Below are 17,388 nucleotides of genomic sequence, written 5' to 3'. Positions count from 1 at the left end.
TTTATCATGATACAATACTAATATTCGACATCAATTGATTAATTCCTGCAACAAAAAAATTTTTTATAAAAATTTTGGAGGACGGTATTATGAAAAGCATTTATTTAGTAGGGTTTATGGGTAGTGGTAAAACAAGTGTTGCAACACATCTTCAATCAGTGTTAAATTGGACTGTTCAAGATACTGATCAAATGATCGAGGATTATTATCAAATGAACATACCATCCATTTTTAAAGAAAAAGGGGAAGAAATATTTCGAGAATACGAATCGAATATTTTGCATCAAACAAAGAAAGAAAATACAATTGTTGCTACGGGTGGAGGAATAATAGAAAAAGAAGTGAATCGAAAATGGTTACGAGTGAATGGTACTGTTATTTTTCTACAAACGTCTTGGAAAGAAATTGAACGACGATTAAAGGATGACAGTTCACGTCCGATTTGGAACAATCAATCACGAGATAAACAAAGGTTACTAGAAGAACGGTTACCAAAATATCTTGAAGTGGCAGATTACATAATATATACGGATGGTAAAAATGTAGAGGAAATTACCTCTGAAATTATTTCAAAAATAAATGCATAAAAATATCATTGTTGGTAAAAATAAAAGTAAAATGATAAAGGTGTGATTCTATTGGCCAGCAATGATTATGTGAAATACATGACGCAAAGAATTGTGAAATATATGGATACACCGAAAGATGAACGGAAAAAACTGAGAGAAGAAAGAAAAAAACAAGAGATAGCATACTCAAACAAATGGTTCGGTGTATTGCCATTTGCGTTTCGGCTTTTCATTCAAAAAAGAAAAGATTAAAACATCAGTAGTCAGCGCTACTGATGTTTTTATTTTTCAAAAGTTGACTGGATTTCTCAGTTAAGTAAAATAGTCCTGCATTAATCATTTCTATTTCAATTCGAGGTTGTAACCTTTCCGTTAGTCTTTCTTTTTCTTTTTCAAGAATTTCTTTATTTTCTTCTTGTTGATGGAAGAAATAGTCCAGTAATTGTATTTCTTCGTTTAAAGCATCTGTGGACTCTTTCACCCAATGCATATCTTTTTCAAGTAAATGATTTTCCAAATAGTGAAAAATTCTTCTAAAGCCACTTACAGGTTTTATGATTGGTGAAATAGTAAAACTGTAATCACTCATTCTCAGGTCCATAGATAATTCTTCTATGTGGTTCATCATATCAGATTTCATCACACCATTAATTAATTGAAGTCCAATTGAATGGATCGATTCCTTCTTTTGTTTGCCACGATAATGGACCATAATATTAGTGACTAACCAGGGATGAAGTGCAGTTTTTATATCCCCACTGGTTTCTTCATATAAAATGGTAAAGCGCGCATTACTTCTAATATGATGAAAAATTTGTTGCAAACGTGGACTGCCAAAGTGGATCCATTCTTTATTATTATCTTTTTTTTCCGTGCTCGTATCTAAATATAAACTCATCGGTTCTCCTTCACGACCAATTTTGTCCATATAATGCCAATAAAAGGGGCGATTCATTAATACCTGGTCTAATTCACGGGTAAGCCTTATCGTCATTTCCGTTTTGTTTTCTGTAATAACGTCACAATCATGAAGAGTAAAGTATTGATGTAAGAAGTTGTGTAAATTGGTAATCATAGTGAATGCTCCTTAGCCTCATTGTTTTGTTGATAGGATTGAATTACCGATGTTAAGTTATTTAACTTTATTTTTGATTCACCAACAGATTTTGATTCTTCGAAAATTTGTTCGACTTCTCTTTCTATATTAGGAAGATTCAAGTCACTCAAAATTTGTTCAAGATGACCGATCACATTCTCGAACAATTTAATCTTATTGTATAATAAATTCATTACATGTTCTTCCACGGTATTTTTTAAAGCAAAATTATAAATTTTCACATCATTTTCTTGACCAAAGCGATGAATTCGCCCAATTCTTTGTTCAAGACGCATTGGATTCCAAGGTAAGTCATAGTTAATCAAATGATGACAAAATTGAAGGTTGATACCTTCTCCGGCAGCTTCGGTTGCGATCATAACTTGTGCCTGATGTTGAAATAATTGTCGCATCCAATCTTTTTTTCCTTTTTTAAATCCACCCCGATAGATAACAGATGGTATTTTTTCTTGTTGTAAGAGCCATTGTAAGTAAATTTGGGTAGCCCGGTATTCGGTAAATACGATAAATTTTTCATCGGATGCTTTGATTAACTCTACTAGTTTTAATGCTTTAGAATGATGAGGCATTTGCTCAATTGTTGATAACAATTGCTTCAATTCAGGAAGATCAACGTTTTCCTGTTGCTGTATCCATTTCTTTATGGAAAGGTAACAGGCTTCTCGAGAACTGCATAATTCCCTTATATATGTGATAGAAGAGATAGCCGCATTATGTTTGAAAAATCTTTCGACTTGACGATAAGCATCCAACTCTTGATCAGTTAAAGAAACCCAAATAGTTTCAATTTCACGTTTTGTCCAGTGTACTCCAGTATCAGATCTGCGGTTACGAACCATCACTTTACTAATTAATTGTTTTAAATAAGGATCTTCATCCACATTTCTTTTTTGTTCCCGGTATTGTTTCATAAAATCTTCATATGTTCCCAGATAACCAGGTTTTAATAGACTGATTAAATTAAAGATATCAGTCAATTTATTTTGAACAGGTGTTGCGGTTAATAGTAGACAGTATTTTTTGGATAGTTGCTGAACAAACTGAAAGTTTTTTGTTTTATGGTTTTTTAATTTATGTGCTTCGTCAACAATTACGAAGTCATAGTCCTGTTCGAGAATGGTTTGGCGGTGCCTAACTGATTTTGCTGTATCTAATGTACTAATAAGAATATTTGTATTTTGCCAGTCTACTCGTTTTCCTGACGTCACTGCAGGGATTAGAAATTTCTGATTTAATTCCAATGCCCATTGATTAACCAGTGAAGCAGGAACTAAAATTAACACTTTTTGAACTAAACCTCTAAGCATATACTCTTTTAAAATCAACCCAGCTTCAATAGTTTTCCCTAAGCCTACCTCATCAGCTAATAATGCTCTACCATTCATATCTTGTATTACTTTTTCTGCGCATTTCATCTGATGAGGTAAAAAATCTAAGTGTGGTAAAAATTTCGGTGCTACAAGATCTTTGAAACTAGGTACTTTCATGGTTTCTGCGATTTGATAAGATTGCTTAAATAATTGCCAATCTGCTAATTGAGTAGGGTTTTTAATTGCTTCTTCATACTCATGTATAAATGTTTCATCTCTTGAAATTGGTATACTCATGACACGCCATCCTATCATTGATACATTTTGTACTGTTATTGTGGTCAGATTAGCCAGAGTTATACATTTTGATAGCGAAAATTTACTTTTATCATTGCTGATTGTAAATTAAGAATGGTTGTTTTCGATTTTTAATAACAAAACTTCGCTTGGTTTAGTGTTTTGTTTAATCAGGGGGAAGGAATATTACTTCGCTATTTTATTGTGGCGGAAAAATCCCTTGTTTAAGAAAAGATATTAATTATTACGGATGAATGCTAATTGATTTTAAGTTATGAAGTAAATAAGAAAAACTGGACAAAACCTGCCCAGCCATATGCAAAGTAGGTCTGTGGCCAACGTTATTATACTCTCCTACCTTAAAAAAAAGTCGAGTGTAGGCACTCGACTTTTAATTAATAATCCAACTTTTTAGTTTTCTTTATTTTGCCTGTCCATTTTTTGTATCCGCCTTGTAATTGGTAAAGGTCTTTATATCCTTTTTTGTCTAGAATTAATGCTGCTCTCATGGAGCGTGAACCGTTCTGGCAATATAAGTAAACAGGTTTATCATTTCTCAATTCTGTTAAACGCTGTTTTAGTTGCGTTAATGGAATATTTCTGGCACCGAGAATATGACCACCATCATATTCCTTCGGTTCTCTTACATCAATGAGTTGCGCTTTGCGATAACCTTCCCGGAACTCTTTATCCGTTAATGATTTTAGTATTCTTTTTTGCTTGAAATAGCGGTATACAGTAAATAAAATAAAGGCAATTAATATACCTATTAGAATGTATAATTCTGTCATTTTGAATCCCCCAATGTTTTTCTATTAAATCCTCTAAAAAGGATTATACCATTTAATAGTGTGAAATAAAGCAAAAAATTTTTCAATACCAGATTTTAAAGGGAGATGTCTTGTTTCACCTGTCATTCTATTGTATGCTTTTATTTACATAATATATATAGTAATGGAGGATATATATGCCTACACCTACAATGGAAGATTACATAGAGCAAATTTATATACTAATGGAAACAAAAGGTTACGCACGAGTTTCAGCAATAGCAGATGCCCTGCAAGTACAACCGTCATCCGTTACCAAAATGGTTCAGAAATTAGACCGAGATGACTATTTGAATTATGAAAAGTATCAAGGGTTAATCTTAACTTCAAAAGGAAAAAAAGTTGGAGAACGTTTAGTATATCGTCATGAGTTATTAGAAAAATTTTTAAGGATCATCGGTGTTGACGAAGAAAATATATATACCGATGTTGAAGGAATAGAGCATCATCTTAGCTGGAATTCAATTGATCGAATAGGTAATGTTGTTCAATTTTTAGATGATCCTGAGCGCGCCAGAGAATTAAAGAATTTTCAATCTAAAAAGGACTAAGCTAACAGTTCTATCTAATGGTTCAACTGTATATATATATTGTGATACCAGTTAGATAGGGTGATATCATGAAAATTGATGGGGTTTTCTCAGGTGGGGGTGTTAAAGCTTTTGCTTTTTTAGGTGCAATCCAAGCGTTTGAAGAAAATGATATACAATTTGAAAGAGTTGCTGGTACTTCTGCTGGAGCCCTGTTTGCTACATTTATTGCAGCTGGTTATTCAGCAAAAGAAATGAAAGATATCTTTTTGGATTTACCCCTAGAAAACTTCCTCGATCAATCGAAGTGGAGTAGTATGATCCCCTTTTTAAAATGGATAACATTATATAATACCATGGGATTATATCGAGGTAATTATTTTGAAGATTGGTTGAATGAAAAACTGCTGGATAAAGGAGTGGCTTCATTTTCAGATCTGCCATCAGAAAAATTAAAGATTGTTGCAGCTGATTTAACATTAAATCGTGTGGTAGTCTTTCCGGATGATCTAATGAAAAATTATCATATTGAAGCAGAATACTTTTCCATTGCAAGAGCCGTCCGTAGTAGTATCTCCATACCATATTTTTTTCGTCCTTCTAAAATTATAAATCCCCTTACAAGACAAAAAAGTATTATTGTCGATGGTATGATTTTAAGTAATTTCCCATTATGGTTATTTGATCGAAGTAATAAAAAACGTGAACGACCGATACTCGGAATGCAATTAACAGATCCTGCACAATATTATTATAATCTAAAAATTAAAAATGCTATCGATTTGTTAAAAGCAGTAATAGGTACAATGAGAAAAGCCTATGACACTAGATATATTGCGGAAAATGTAGCGAAAGATATTTTGTTTTTTCCAATTGACGATGTCAGTGCGACTGATTTTAATATTTCATCGAAAAAAAAACAAGAATTAATCGATTTAGGATATAAAAGAACTAAGCAATTTTTATCTAAGTGGTCATAAGAAAAACTTAGTAGCGTATAAAAAAGAACAGAGCGTGATTATAATGACGCTCTGTTCTTTTTCTTTTGTTTATTTCCTTCAATTACTCTAAGATGCGTGTGATTCTTTCTAGTTTTTAAGGGACGAGTTGTTTTCTTAGCTGATACATTGTGTTTGATAGGATTAGGCTGCATACGATTATGTTTCTGTTGGTATTTATATTTTTGTTTTGATTGTTTCACAGCTTTACGATATTTTCTCAGTTCATTTGGTGTCCTTCTTCTTAAAAAGAAGAAGTAGACTAAACCAAAAATTGCTGCACCAATTAACAAGGAAATAAATAGGTATTGTAATAAACCGAGCGTGTCAGTGATTAAGAAAGAGATAAAACCGAACACAGCTAAACCGATTAATGCATAAACAACGATGGAACCTATGTTTCGATTCATTTTAACTTCCTCCTTTACATAAAAGTATACACGAATTAGAGTCCTTTCTATAGTTATACCCGTTATTTAATGGATTTTATACAAAATTTTTTAAATAACTTTCATTCATACAAAAGTAAAGCGCTTTATTTTATTGTATTAAAAAGAGAGCAAAATAACTAGATCTAATAGTATATTTAGCATGAAAAAATTGATTTTGGTTAGCCTATTTTTGAGGTGATAAATTTGAGACGTGTAAATCATAAAGAAAATCAAAAAGATGAAACATCTTTAATCCCGAAAACAATTAGTATTGGATTTTTTGGGGGTCTTATTTGGGGAACAATGGCAGCAATTGCAGGCTATTTTAACTTTACGAAAGTAAGTCCCAAAAGTTTTGTTTTACGGTCGTGGTTGCAGACAACCTGGTCAGACCAATGGCTAGGGGAAGTAATTTCTATTATTGTTTTAAGTTTATTATCCATTGGATTAGCACTTTTGTATTATGCTATATTAAAGAAGTTTCCAGGATTGTTACCCGGTATATTGTCGGGAATTGTGTTATGGTTTATTGTTTTTTGGTTATTGGATCCGATTTTTACCAACATACCACCTTTTTTTGAGTTAGATAGTGATACAGTAGTGACTACTGTTTGTTTATTTATATTATATAGTGTATTCATCGGGTATTCTATTTCTTTTGCTTATCAGCAGCATATAGGTGAAAATGATTAACCAATTATGTTAATATGGTGAAGAAAGCTTGTTGGAGATGGAGTGAAGGAAATGGGGAAATTACTTTTATTAAATGGACCGAATTTAAATCGTCTAGGTAAAAGAGAACCAGATGTATATGGCAGTGAAACATTACAGGATATAGAGAAAAATGTACGAAATGTGTTGGAACCTTATCAATTTCAATTAGATTCCAAGCAGTCCAATCATGAAGGAGAATTAATTGACTGGATCCATGATGCAGAAGGAAAATATCGTGGAATTATATTTAATCCTGGAGCATATACACATACAAGCATTGCACTAAGAGATGCGATCAGCTCTATAACAGTTCCAGTAATTGAGGTTCATATTTCTAATGTACATAAGCGTGAGTCATTTCGTCACACTTCCATGTTAGCTCCTGTATGTAGTGGCCAAATTGTAGGCTTAGGTACGAAAGGATATCGATTAGCAGCGATGTATTTTTTAGAAAGTAATAAATAGAAAGGGGAGTTTGGGATGAAACGTCTAGAGAACCTAAGAAATTTATTAAATCAAGAAGAAATTGATGGATTATTAATAACTAGTTCGGTTAATAGACACTACCTTACCGGTTTTACGGGTACGGCAGGTGTAGCACTTGTTACTAATAACGACGCCATCTTTGTTACCGATTTCCGCTATACTGAGCAAGCGAGTGATCAGGTAAAAGGGTTTGACATTAAAGAACATAAAGGACCTATTCAAGACACAATCGCAGAATTAGTAGAGTCATTGCAAATCCAATCAATTGGATTCGAAAAAAATGACATGACTTACGGTCTATATGAAAAATATAATAAAACAGTAAAAGCAAACTTGATTCCTTCTGACGGCTTAATTGAGAAATTACGCTTGATTAAAGATCAAGATGAGATTAATATAATTAAAGATGCTTGTAAGATTGCCGATGATGCGTTTGATCATATTTTAGATTACATAAAACCAGGAGTAAAAGAGATCGATATCTCTAATGAATTAGAATTTTTTATGAGAAAGCAAGGTGCCGTTTCGTCAAGCTTTGATATTATTGTAGCATCTGGTTATCGTTCTGCATTACCACATGGAGTAGCGTCATCCAAAGAAATTCAATCAGGTGAATTGGTAACCTTGGATTTTGGGGCATTGTACAATGGATATGCTTCAGATATTACGAGAACGTTAGCTGTTGGGGAAATATCAGATGAATTAGAGACGATCTATAACATAGTACTTGAAGCGCAATTAAAAGGTGTAGATGGTATTAAGGCAGGAATTACTGCAAAGCAAGCTGATGCATTAACAAGGGACCATATTGATCAGAAAGGATATGGCAAATACTTTGGACATTCAACAGGTCATGGGCTGGGATTAGATGTACATGAAATGCCAGGCTTATCATTCCGCTCTGATGCTGTGCTTGAAACAGGTATGGTGGTTACTGTTGAACCAGGAATCTATGTTCCAAACGTTGGGGGATGCCGCATTGAAGATGACATTCTAATCACAGAAGATGGCAATGAGCGACTAACGCATTCACCGAAAGACTTAATACGCTTACCAGTATCGTAAACATTTTAGAGGAGGAATTAGATGATTTCAGTAAATGAATTTAAAACAGGTTTAACAATTGAGGTAGATGGAGGGATTTGGCAAGTAATGGAATTCCAACATGTAAAACCGGGAAAAGGTGCTGCATTTGTTCGTTCCAAGCTGCGGAATCTCCGTAATGGTAATATACAGGAAAAAACATTCCGCGGTGGAGAAAAAGTAAACAGAGCACATATAGAAAATCGTAAAATGCAATACTTATATGCATCTGGTGATACTCATACATTTATGGATACTAACACATTTGACCAAACAGAATTACAAACAGACCAAATTGAACGACAACTGCAATTTATCAAAGAAAACATGGAAGTAAACATTTTAACATATGAAAGCGAAACTATCGGGGTAGAATTACCTAATAATGTAGAACTTACTGTAACTGACACTGAACCGGGAATTAAAGGTGATACGGCTAGTGGTGGAACGAAGCCAGCGACACTAGAAACAGGCTTAACCGTTCAAGTTCCTTTCTTTGTTAATGAAGGTGATGTATTAGTAATCTCTACAGCAGATGGTAAATACGTTTCCCGTGCTTAATATCCGATTAAAATCAAAACTACTAAGTGACCATCACTTAGTAGTTTTTCTTTGTATTAACTAACTTTTCAAATAGAACCATGACTATCAACTAAGCCACATAATCATGAACAGAACCCATAAACTGCGCAGCAACTTTTATGTTCCTTCCTCCCATCGTTTAGGAGATGAGTGCAAGTCCAACGCTGCGGAAAAACACTCCCTTTCCGTGGGGAACGCTTCAGTCTCCTCGCGAGCAAAGAACGCTCACTGCGGGGTCTTCAGACTGTTCCTCTCCCACAGGAGTGTCGCATTTTTCCGCAGCTTAGAGTAGTTTCCTGGATAAGTATGAGGGAATCCATAGAATATACTCCATTAGTTCTATTCCTCCAAAAATAAAAGAATTACTACTAGCGCAGGCAGAATACGTAGACTCCAGTGGGAACAGCGCGAGCTGAAGATCCACTTGGTAAAGTGATTTTCTTTACCAAGTTAGCTGAAGCCGTGCCCACGGAAAGCGAAGTATTCTGCCGGAGCGGTATTTCAGCACTTCCTATGGATTGAATGGAGCAGAGAAATTTGATTTTCACTATTTCGCAGTTTGTATCTACTATGTAATATAAGAGGTACGGAATCGGGCAGGCTACTGTCCGGTTTTTTTGTTTTATCACGAAGTTAATTATCTGTAAAACCCCCACTTATAGAAGTTTCACTCTATGATTGTATGAGTTAAGGATTATGGTATATGGGCTTTTGAGATAAGGACTCTGCAATAGTCCAAGTTTTTCTAATGCTCTTATCTATCTTTGGTAATATCTATTAATGGCTCGCATAGAATGTCTATAGAAATAGCTTAAGGAAAAGAGGAAATGTTTATGGATAGTGTTTTGAAAATACTTCCGAGCCACATCTCTGAAAAAATTAACTATTTCTTAGATAAGGAAGGTATAGATATACAGGAGATTAGACTAAGAGTGAATCAACCAATTGAATTAAACGATGGTAAAAGTGTCACATGGTTAAAACAGACATTTTTCAGCCAGTCAGATGCAAAAATGTTTCTCAATAAAATTAGTGACTTTTCTTTATATCGACTAGAAGAAGAGTTAAGACATGGATTTATTACTATCCAAGGTGGTCACCGAATTGGTATTTCAGGTTCAGTCATTTTAGAAAATAAACAAGTAAAGGCGATACACCATGTAAGTTCTTTTAATATTAGAATAGCCAAACCTCAATTCGGTATTATTCAGCCTTATCTATCTTATCTAATGACAGATACCATTCAAAACACATTAATTATAGGTCCACCACAATCAGGTAAAACGACATTTTTAAGAGACCTTGCTAATTATTGTGCAAGTCCAAGTTCAAAGCTTGAACTAAAAACAGCGATTGTCGATGAACGATCTGAAATATGTGCTTCTATTAACGGTGTTCCTCAGCATTTGCTAGCACCACGAATTGATGTATTAGATCGCTGTCCAAAGGCTGAAGGAATGATGATGTTTGTTCGTTCCATGTCACCTGATGTCATTATCGTAGATGAAATTGGAAGTGAGCGGGATGCTGAAGCAATTGATGAAGTCATCCATGCTGGAGTTCAACTAGTTTGTACCGTTCATGGCAGGTCATTGACTGATATAAGTCAAAGACCAGCTATTCAAAAAATACTTCAAAAAAACATATTTCAGAGATTTGTGGTCCTGTCGAATCAGCATCAGGCTGGAGAAGTAACAGATATTTTAAATGGTAAAGGACAACCTCTCTATCAAAGAAGTGTGATGTTATGATCAAGCTTTTGGCGTGTTTATTCATTATAGGATCTTTAACTTGGATTGGACATGAGTATGCCAACAACCTAGCTAATAGACCCAAGTTTATTAGATTGTTCAAAAATGGATTGCAAATCCTCGAGGCTGAAATTGTCTATAGTCAGGCAACCATTAAAGAGTCGTTAACTTCTGTAGCTCAACAGATACCAGACCCAATTTCTAATCTCTTTCAAAATATTGCAGATGATATTCAACAAGACAAAGAACAACTTTATCCAATTTGGGAAAGACACGTAGAAAAGTTTTATCACAAACATCCGCTACAATTAGAAGACAAAGAAATTCTTCAACAATTTGGGAGAACGTTGGGACAGCATGATATTGTCCAACAACAAAAATATATTCGCTTAACGATTAACCACTTAGAAAGAATGCTGTCAGAAGCAGAAGAAAAGAATCATCGCTATGGGAAAATGTCAAGAAGTGTTGGATTTCTTGTTGGTACTTTTATCGTTTTACTCTTGCTATAGAGAGGAGATATCACGTGATTGGAGATACAAGTGTTTTATTTCAGATTGCAGGCATCGGAATTATTGTTGCGATGATTCATACAATTTTAAAGCAAATGGGGAAAGAAGAATATGCACAATTTGTAAGTTTGGTAGGTTTTATTATCGTTCTGTTATTTGTGCTTAACAGTATTTCGGATCTCTTTCAGCAGATAAGAGCTGTATTTTTTCTAAAAGGATAATGGTTTATGGAAATCTTTGAAGTAATCAGCGTAGGAATCATAGCATCCGTATTATTTTTATTATTAAAGGACAAGCAGCCCAGTATTGCATTTCTAATTATTGTTTTAACCGTTCTCTACTTTTTTGTTTTTGTTATTCAGTATGTACAAGAAATTCTCCATCTCATTACTTATTTAGGTGAACAAGCAAATATTAATGAAGTATATATCAAGACCATACTTCAAATCATTGGGATATCTTATATTACGGAAATCGGAGCAAACATTGTAAAAGATGCAGGTTTAGAATCGGTAGCAGTTAAAATAGAAATGATAGGAAAAGTATTTATCCTCATTTTAGCTATTCCGATATTTAAATCATTAATTGAAACGATAATAAATATTTTTCCGATCACATAGTTAGGAAGGATATACATGAGATTTACTAGAAAACTTGCTTTCATTTTAGTACTTTTCTTTTTAATGATTCCAATACAACTTACAGCAGATGTCACCAATCAAAAAGACGCCTACCAACAAATGATTGAAGGGAGCGAACTAGAAGGTTATTGGGATTATTTGGGGGATGAATATCAAGAAGCACTTCCTGAACTTAATAAAGAAAATTTATGGTCTATAGTAAAAGGAGAAGGAAGTCTCTCCATAAAAGAATGGTTGAAAGGTTTTCTCCGCTTCTTCTTTTACGAGATTGTGGAGAATGGTAAATTACTTGCGACATTAATGTTGCTCACATTATTTTGTTTGGTCTTACAAACTATACAAAATGCTTTTGAAAAACAAGTCGTAAGTAAAGTAGCATATGCGATTGTTTATACCATGTTGATCATTATAGCACTGAAAAGCTTTCAGCTGGCATCTAGTTATGTACTTGATACAGTGGAAATGGCCCAAAATTTTTTAGTTGCTTTATTACCGTTGTTATTAGGTATATTAGCTTCTCTTGGACACCTTGTAACAATATCATTCTTTCATCCTATCATTATTTTTCTAATTCATACAAGTGTATTTGTTATTTCCAAAATTGTTATTCCATTAATATTAATTTCAGCTATTCTTCAAATTGTAAGTACCATTAGTACAGAGTATAAAGCAACGAAATTAGCAAATTTAATAAAAAATATAGCGATTAGCTTGATGGGGATTCTTCTAACGGTTTTTCTTGGGGTTATATCAGTGCAAGGAGCTGCGAGTGCGATCCAAGATGGTATTGCGATGAAAACTGCTAAATTTGTAACCGGTAATTTCATCCCGGTAATTGGTAGGATTTTTACAGATGCCACCGATACTGTATTAAGTGCAACTATTTTAATTAAGAATGGCATTGGCATGATTGGTGTAGTGATTTTAATTGGTATCGTGTTGTTCCCGGCGATCAAGATTTTTACTATCTCTTTAATGTATAGAGTGGCTACTGCCATATTACAACCTATTGGTGACGGGCCAGTTATAGAGTGTTTGGATATTATTGGGAAACATATTCTTTACTTATTTGCTGCGCTTTTATTAGTTACATTTATGTTTTTCTTCACTATTGTCATTCTCATTATATCCAGTAATTTAACAATGATGGTGAGATAAGGGGGGGAGAATCATTGAATACCTGTCAGGTTGGATATTGCAAGTTATTATCTTTATGATTCTAGCAATGATTGTTGATCTCATTCTGCCCAGTTCCACACTAAAACAATATGTGAAATTAGTAGTGGGACTATTGCTTATTTTAATTATTCTACAACCTTTGCTGTCTATTTTTAATGTGGATGTTCATAAAATGGTTGATCAATTTTTTGTGACAAATAGTGACCCATCGGTGGAATCCAAAATAGAAAGTGTAATGAATCAGCAGAAAAATGAAATAGAACAGATACAAGATGCATATGTATTAGAAGAGATGGTTGTCCAAATGAAAAATATAGTAGAGGAGGAGTTACAAGAAACATACAATTATCAAATTGAGGACCTAGAAGTAAATTGGGCGAGTCATCCGACTTCTGAAGAAAATGAGCTAGAGCGTATATATGTTCAACTTGCCATAAAGGATGATGCTTCTGCCAGAGTCGAAGAGGTGAATATACAAATTGGCGACTCATTACCTCAGACTTCCGAATCTCCACCACAGAATACAACAGAAATAAAAAATTTCTTAGCTGATCAGTGGGGAGTAGAGGAGGAGATAATTCATATTGGATGGAAGGAGGAATAAGGTGCCTAAATGGATGGAGAAGTTTCTGTCAAATTTAAAAGAGAAAGATAAAAAACCAACAAAAATGCAGTATATTGCTTTGCTGGTATTAATTGCAGTTTTCATATTGTTAGTTAGTAATGTATTCAGCTCCAATCAATCGAATAATCAAATTACTGATCCTCCTAGAATGATTGAATCGACTTCGGACGATGAAGAGAATGAAACATGGCAACAGTCAAATGTATCTGATGCAACTTCAAAGATTGGAGATTTAGAAGCATCATACGAAAGTGATTTAGTGGAATTACTCAACAAAATCACAGGGGTATCAGAAGTTGAAGTGATGGTCAATCTAGATGCAACAAATAAACAAGTATACGAGAAAAATTTAGTGATAGGCTCACAAACAACAAATGAAACAGACCAAAATGGTGGTACAAGAAAAATTGACGATGAAACGAGAGAACAAACCGTTGTCGTTATTCGCCAAGGTGAACAAGAAATTCCATTATTAATCCAGACTAAAAAACCAAAAGTTAGAGGTGTGCTGATAGTTGCGGATGGGGTGGACAACCTAGAAGTGAAAAAATGGGTATTAGAAGCCGTATCCAAAGTATTGGATGTACCGGCTCATAGAGTTTCGGTTATGCCGAAAAACACATAGAACTATTAGGAGGGAAAAGATATGTTGAAAAAGCAAACAGTATGGTTGTTAACGATGTTGAGTTTAATGATTGTGTTAAGTGTGTATTATTTAAATGCACCTTCTGAAGGGGATTTGGCATACTTTGATTCAGATCAGGAGCAAGAGGATCAAACCACATCATTATCCAATGTGGACAAATCAACTGATGAATCGGTATTAGAGGAGTCAGAAGAAACAGGAATGGAAGGTACAAGTACCGAAAACATAAATACATCATCAATTAATTCTGATGAATATTTCGCAGCAGTACGCATGGAAATTACCAATCAAAGAAGTATGGAAAAAGAAAGACTGGAATCGATTGTTGCTTCAAGCGAAGCTAGTTCAGACGAGAAGAATAAAGCTTATGAAGCAATGAAAGAAATAGAGATGGTAAATAAAAAGGAAAACATTCTGGAGGACACACTAAAATCTCTAAATGGATATGAAGAAGTTCTTGTCCGCAATGTATCAGACAATAATGTCGTGATAACTGTACAAGCAGACAGTCTTTCACGGAAAGAAGCAAATGAAATCATTCAACACGCAAAAGATGAATTTGGTGAAATACAAATTGATGTCAGCTATAAGCCAAGCTAAATCCGTTGTCTTTTGTTTCAATACACGTTAACATGTCCTTGAGATTTCTCGAGGGCATTTTTATTTTATAAGGGATAGTAAAAATGCGTGAAAACATAGACTGAGAAATAACAGTCATATGGATTACTTCTTCCATTCTTTTATTGATGAGTGCTTGAAGGTCACTGCGGAAAAAAACTCTCTTTTATCCAGGGCACAAGTGCAACATTTCAGCCTCCTCAGAGCAAAATCACTTCTTATGGGGTTCAGTTGTTGCTGTTTCGAAGAGCAGGACGATCAAGTGTCGGCGTTGGTCACTGGACGTGGCCTCTTTTAGCCGTTCCACGGAGTGTCGAATTTTCCCCAGCGATGAATTAGCATTCAACTTGAAGAATGGGTGAAAGCTACACTAATCAGAAGTTTCATTGGTTCGAGTTTTATATCTAGTACTAATACGTACTGTGTTGGTTTTTCTTATTTCACAGTCTCAGTATTTATTAATATCGCTCCTTAAAAAAGAAAGGTTGCAGTTTTTATATCTATTGCGTAAAATGTTAGAAGGAGTTATTAGTACCTGTTATTAATTGTAACAAAAGTTGAAGGGGTGCAAAAATGTTAACAATTCAAGAAATCAATCAATTAATTGACAAATTAGATCAATCGACTATTGAAGAGTTCTCTTATGAGGCTAATGGTGGCAAAATTAAACTGAAGAAAAATGCAGGTGAAACTACAACACATGTAGCGCCACGACCTGTAGTACAAACGGAAGAAGTAGTATCGCAAGCAAATCCGGAATCAACAACAAAACCAGAAGTTTCAACTGAAGAAACAGTAACAAAAGAAGAACCACAGCCAAAGGCGGATTATGATCATGAAATTGTTTCACCTATGGTAGGAACTTTCTATAGTTCACCATCTCCAGATAAACCAGCTTATGTACAAGTTGGTGATCAAGTTAATGAAGATTCCATTGTATGTATCTTAGAAGCAATGAAATTATTTAATGAAATAGAAGCAGATATAACAGGAACAATTACAGAAATATTAGCAGAAAATGGGGAATTAGTGGAATATGGACAACCATTATTCCGAATTAAGAAGGCATAAGGGGATGACATTGTGATTAAGAAACTGTTAATTGCGAACCGTGGAGAAATAGCAGTCAGAATTATTCGATCTGCAAAAGAATTGGGAATTGAAACGGTAGCAGTGTATTCAGAGGCCGATAGTGATGCATTGCATGTACAATTAGCGGATGAAGCTTATTGTATTGGACCGAAATTAAGTACGGACAGTTATTTAAACTTTACTAATATTATGAGTGTTGCAACATTAACTGATACCGATGCGATTCATCCTGGTTATGGATTCTTATCAGAGAACGCAGATTTTGCTGAGATCTGTGATGCCTGTAATATAACATTCGTTGGTCCTAGTGCCTATGCAATTCAAAAAATGGGAACAAAAGATGTAGCACGAGAAACGATGCGAGAAGCAGGTGTTCCGGTGGTGCCAGGTTCAAATGGTATCATTGAGGATGAAGAAGAAGGGCTTAAAGTAGCTAACGAAATAGGATTTCCAGTCATTATCAAAGCAACTGCTGGTGGCGGAGGTAAAGGTATTCGTGTAGCTCGTACGGAAGAAGAATTACTAAAAGGTATCCGTGTTACACAAAATGAAGCTGAAAAAGCATTTGGCAACCCGGGTGTATATTTGGAAAAATTTATTGAAGATTTCCGTCATGTAGAAATTCAAGTTCTAGCAGATAATCACGGCAATGTGATACACCTAGGAGAACGTGATTGTAGTGTTCAACGACGATTGCAAAAGCTTATTGAAGAAACGCCATCACCAGCAATCAATGAAGATATGCGAATGAAGATGGGTGAAGCGGCAGTTAAAGCTGCAAAAGCCGTTGACTATTCTGGAGCAGGAACAATTGAATTTATTTTTGATCAAAAAGAAAATAAGTTTTATTTTATGGAAATGAATACACGTATCCAAGTAGAGCACCCTGTTACTGAAATGGTTACAGGTGTAGATTTAATCAAAGAACAAATCAACATTGCCAATAATGAAAAATTGTCTTATGAACAAGAAGATATTACATTTGATGGATGGGCAATGGAATGCCGAATAAATGCTGAAAACCCTGCAAAAGATTTTATGCCATCAGCAGGTAAAATTGAAATGTATCTTCCACCAGGTGGATTAGGTGTAAGAGTCGATTCAGCAGCATATCCTGGCTATCGAATTCCGCCATATTACGATTCGATGATTGCAAAATTAATTACCTATGGCAAGACACGAAAAGAAGCAGTTGATCGTATGAAGCGAGCTTTGGATGAATTTTTCGTAGAAGGTGTTCATACCACAATTCCATTTCATCGAAGAATGATGGTACACCCAGTATTTGTTGACGGTGATTTTAATACAAGATTTTTAGAAAAATATAGTATAATGGAAGAAGAGCAAGATTAAATTTAGTCAAAAGGGGCGTTTATC

22 protein-coding genes are annotated in these 17,388 nt (G+C 34.5%); 18 read left to right on the top strand and 4 right to left on the bottom strand.

Annotated features, from left to right (window positions below; genetic code table 11):
- Positions 1–89: 89 nt before the first annotated feature.
- Together ACTWP4_RS20855 and ACTWP4_RS20850 are read left to right on the top strand one after the other, a co-directional pair.
- Positions 90–587 carry a shikimate kinase gene (locus ACTWP4_RS20855; protein WP_443130716.1) on the top strand — a complete coding sequence of 166 codons (498 nt, stop codon included), beginning with the start codon at positions 90–92 and terminating at the stop codon, positions 585–587.
- Between the two features lie 51 nt (positions 588–638).
- Positions 639–821 (top strand): YqzE family protein, encoded by a 183-nt coding sequence (locus ACTWP4_RS20850; RefSeq protein ID WP_443130715.1) that lies wholly within the window; start codon positions 639–641, stop codon positions 819–821.
- Positions 822–825: 4 nt separating this feature from the next.
- On the opposite strand, the gene ACTWP4_RS20845 is transcribed toward ACTWP4_RS20850, so the two are convergent.
- The 3 genes from ACTWP4_RS20845 to ACTWP4_RS20835 all read right to left on the bottom strand — a co-directional run bounded on the left by ACTWP4_RS20845 (position 826) and on the right by ACTWP4_RS20835 (position 4,084).
- Positions 826–1,644, bottom strand: coding sequence for a YqhG family protein (locus ACTWP4_RS20845; RefSeq protein ID WP_443130714.1), 819 nt, complete (start codon positions 1,642–1,644; stop codon positions 826–828).
- The gene (locus tag ACTWP4_RS20840) at positions 1,641–3,293 is read right to left on the bottom strand and encodes a DEAD/DEAH box helicase (protein ID WP_443130713.1); all 1,653 of its coding nucleotides are present in this window, start codon (positions 3,291–3,293) and stop codon (positions 1,641–1,643) included. Before ACTWP4_RS20840 ends, ACTWP4_RS20845 begins: the two co-directional genes overlap by 4 nt.
- Before the next feature lie 395 nt (positions 3,294–3,688).
- Positions 3,689–4,084 carry a rhodanese-like domain-containing protein gene (locus ACTWP4_RS20835; protein WP_443130712.1) on the bottom strand — a complete coding sequence of 132 codons (396 nt, stop codon included), beginning with the start codon at positions 4,082–4,084 and terminating at the stop codon, positions 3,689–3,691.
- A gap of 176 nt (positions 4,085–4,260) precedes the next feature.
- Here ACTWP4_RS20835 and mntR point away from each other — a divergent pair, with 176 nt between their 5' ends.
- Both mntR and ACTWP4_RS20825 read left to right on the top strand, forming a co-directional pair.
- On the top strand, positions 4,261–4,674 hold the full coding sequence (gene mntR, locus ACTWP4_RS20830; protein WP_443130711.1) for a transcriptional regulator MntR: 414 nt from the start codon (positions 4,261–4,263) through the stop codon (positions 4,672–4,674).
- Between the two features lie 68 nt (positions 4,675–4,742).
- Positions 4,743–5,633, top strand: a complete 891-nt coding sequence (locus ACTWP4_RS20825; RefSeq protein WP_443130710.1) for a patatin-like phospholipase family protein — start codon at positions 4,743–4,745, stop codon at positions 5,631–5,633.
- 38 nt (positions 5,634–5,671) lie between these two features.
- On the opposite strand, the gene ACTWP4_RS20820 is transcribed toward ACTWP4_RS20825, so the two are convergent.
- Complete coding sequence (locus ACTWP4_RS20820) at positions 5,672–6,061, bottom strand: SA1362 family protein (protein ID WP_443130709.1); 390 nt, start codon at positions 6,059–6,061, stop codon at positions 5,672–5,674.
- Between the two features lie 225 nt (positions 6,062–6,286).
- Between ACTWP4_RS20820 and ACTWP4_RS20815 the strand changes: the two genes are divergently transcribed.
- From ACTWP4_RS20815 to accC, 14 genes are all read left to right on the top strand, one after another.
- Positions 6,287–6,775 (top strand): YqhR family membrane protein, encoded by a 489-nt coding sequence (locus tag ACTWP4_RS20815; protein WP_443130708.1) that lies wholly within the window; start codon positions 6,287–6,289, stop codon positions 6,773–6,775.
- Between the two features lie 51 nt (positions 6,776–6,826).
- The gene (gene aroQ, locus ACTWP4_RS20810; protein ID WP_443130707.1) at positions 6,827–7,261 is read left to right on the top strand and encodes a type II 3-dehydroquinate dehydratase; all 435 of its coding nucleotides are present in this window, start codon (positions 6,827–6,829) and stop codon (positions 7,259–7,261) included.
- Between the two features lie 15 nt (positions 7,262–7,276).
- Positions 7,277–8,347, top strand: a complete 1,071-nt coding sequence (locus ACTWP4_RS20805) for a M24 family metallopeptidase (protein ID WP_443130706.1) — start codon at positions 7,277–7,279, stop codon at positions 8,345–8,347.
- Between the two features lie 21 nt (positions 8,348–8,368).
- On the top strand, positions 8,369–8,926 hold the full coding sequence (gene efp, locus ACTWP4_RS20800; protein ID WP_443130705.1) for an elongation factor P: 558 nt from the start codon (positions 8,369–8,371) through the stop codon (positions 8,924–8,926).
- Between the two features lie 854 nt (positions 8,927–9,780).
- A complete protein-coding gene (gene spoIIIAA, locus ACTWP4_RS20795; RefSeq protein WP_443130704.1) occupies positions 9,781–10,698 on the top strand; it encodes a stage III sporulation protein AA in 918 nt (305 codons plus the stop codon).
- A complete protein-coding gene (gene spoIIIAB / locus ACTWP4_RS20790; RefSeq protein ID WP_443130703.1) occupies positions 10,695–11,210 on the top strand; it encodes a stage III sporulation protein SpoIIIAB in 516 nt (171 codons plus the stop codon). The genes spoIIIAA and spoIIIAB overlap by 4 nt, the downstream gene beginning before the upstream one ends.
- Before the next feature lie 14 nt (positions 11,211–11,224).
- Positions 11,225–11,431: a stage III sporulation protein AC gene (gene spoIIIAC / locus ACTWP4_RS20785; protein ID WP_018934528.1), complete on the top strand. Its 207-nt coding sequence runs from the start codon at positions 11,225–11,227 to the stop codon at positions 11,429–11,431.
- 6 nt (positions 11,432–11,437) lie between these two features.
- On the top strand, positions 11,438–11,830 hold the full coding sequence (spoIIIAD, locus tag ACTWP4_RS20780) for a stage III sporulation protein AD (protein ID WP_443130702.1): 393 nt from the start codon (positions 11,438–11,440) through the stop codon (positions 11,828–11,830).
- Positions 11,831–11,845: 15 nt separating this feature from the next.
- Complete coding sequence (spoIIIAE, locus tag ACTWP4_RS20775; RefSeq protein WP_443130701.1) at positions 11,846–13,009, top strand: stage III sporulation protein AE; 1,164 nt, start codon at positions 11,846–11,848, stop codon at positions 13,007–13,009.
- Positions 13,010–13,019: 10 nt separating this feature from the next.
- Positions 13,020–13,634 carry a stage III sporulation protein AF gene (spoIIIAF, locus tag ACTWP4_RS20770; RefSeq protein WP_443130749.1) on the top strand — a complete coding sequence of 205 codons (615 nt, stop codon included), beginning with the start codon at positions 13,020–13,022 and terminating at the stop codon, positions 13,632–13,634.
- Between the two features lies 1 nt (position 13,635).
- Positions 13,636–14,280 carry a stage III sporulation protein AG gene (gene spoIIIAG, locus ACTWP4_RS20765; RefSeq protein WP_443130700.1) on the top strand — a complete coding sequence of 215 codons (645 nt, stop codon included), beginning with the start codon at positions 13,636–13,638 and terminating at the stop codon, positions 14,278–14,280.
- A gap of 21 nt (positions 14,281–14,301) precedes the next feature.
- On the top strand, positions 14,302–14,901 hold the full coding sequence (locus ACTWP4_RS20760) for a SpoIIIAH-like family protein (RefSeq protein WP_443130699.1): 600 nt from the start codon (positions 14,302–14,304) through the stop codon (positions 14,899–14,901).
- A gap of 591 nt (positions 14,902–15,492) precedes the next feature.
- Positions 15,493–15,990 (top strand): acetyl-CoA carboxylase biotin carboxyl carrier protein, encoded by a 498-nt coding sequence (accB, locus tag ACTWP4_RS20755; RefSeq protein WP_443130698.1) that lies wholly within the window; start codon positions 15,493–15,495, stop codon positions 15,988–15,990.
- 12 nt (positions 15,991–16,002) lie between these two features.
- On the top strand, positions 16,003–17,364 hold the full coding sequence (gene accC, locus ACTWP4_RS20750; protein ID WP_443130697.1) for an acetyl-CoA carboxylase biotin carboxylase subunit: 1,362 nt from the start codon (positions 16,003–16,005) through the stop codon (positions 17,362–17,364).
- The last annotated feature ends 24 nt before the right edge of the window (positions 17,365–17,388 follow it).

This window comes from Gracilibacillus sp. D59, assembly GCF_052246695.1.
In the GTDB taxonomy this organism is placed as follows: Bacteria; Bacillota; Bacilli; order Bacillales; family Amphibacillaceae; genus Gracilibacillus.
The sequence above is the reverse complement of the archived record's forward strand: the minus strand, read 5'-3'. Positions and strand labels throughout refer to the sequence as shown.

What these genes read in the sequence shown, in the direction of transcription:
- ACTWP4_RS20835 (WP_443130712.1), bottom strand. Translation starts at nt 4,084, where the DNA reads ATGACAGAATTATACATTCTAATAGGTATATTAATTGCCTTTATTTTA.
- accB (WP_443130698.1), top strand. Translation starts at nt 15,493, where the DNA reads ATGTTAACAATTCAAGAAATCAATCAATTAATTGACAAATTAGATCAA.
- spoIIIAA (WP_443130704.1), top strand. Translation starts at nt 9,781, where the DNA reads ATGGATAGTGTTTTGAAAATACTTCCGAGCCACATCTCTGAAAAAATT.
- ACTWP4_RS20845 (WP_443130714.1), bottom strand. Translation starts at nt 1,644, where the DNA reads ATGATTACCAATTTACACAACTTCTTACATCAATACTTTACTCTTCAT.
- mntR (WP_443130711.1), top strand. Translation starts at nt 4,261, where the DNA reads ATGCCTACACCTACAATGGAAGATTACATAGAGCAAATTTATATACTA.
- ACTWP4_RS20820 (WP_443130709.1), bottom strand. Translation starts at nt 6,061, where the DNA reads ATGAATCGAAACATAGGTTCCATCGTTGTTTATGCATTAATCGGTTTA.
- ACTWP4_RS20840 (WP_443130713.1), bottom strand. Translation starts at nt 3,293, where the DNA reads ATGAGTATACCAATTTCAAGAGATGAAACATTTATACATGAGTATGAA.
- efp (WP_443130705.1), top strand. Translation starts at nt 8,369, where the DNA reads ATGATTTCAGTAAATGAATTTAAAACAGGTTTAACAATTGAGGTAGAT.
- aroQ (WP_443130707.1), top strand. Translation starts at nt 6,827, where the DNA reads ATGGGGAAATTACTTTTATTAAATGGACCGAATTTAAATCGTCTAGGT.
- ACTWP4_RS20855 (WP_443130716.1), top strand. Translation starts at nt 90, where the DNA reads ATGAAAAGCATTTATTTAGTAGGGTTTATGGGTAGTGGTAAAACAAGT.
- spoIIIAB (WP_443130703.1), top strand. Translation starts at nt 10,695, where the DNA reads ATGATCAAGCTTTTGGCGTGTTTATTCATTATAGGATCTTTAACTTGG.
- ACTWP4_RS20825 (WP_443130710.1), top strand. Translation starts at nt 4,743, where the DNA reads ATGAAAATTGATGGGGTTTTCTCAGGTGGGGGTGTTAAAGCTTTTGCT.
- spoIIIAE (WP_443130701.1), top strand. Translation starts at nt 11,846, where the DNA reads ATGAGATTTACTAGAAAACTTGCTTTCATTTTAGTACTTTTCTTTTTA.
- ACTWP4_RS20760 (WP_443130699.1), top strand. Translation starts at nt 14,302, where the DNA reads ATGTTGAAAAAGCAAACAGTATGGTTGTTAACGATGTTGAGTTTAATG.
- ACTWP4_RS20805 (WP_443130706.1), top strand. Translation starts at nt 7,277, where the DNA reads ATGAAACGTCTAGAGAACCTAAGAAATTTATTAAATCAAGAAGAAATT.
- spoIIIAD (WP_443130702.1), top strand. Translation starts at nt 11,438, where the DNA reads ATGGAAATCTTTGAAGTAATCAGCGTAGGAATCATAGCATCCGTATTA.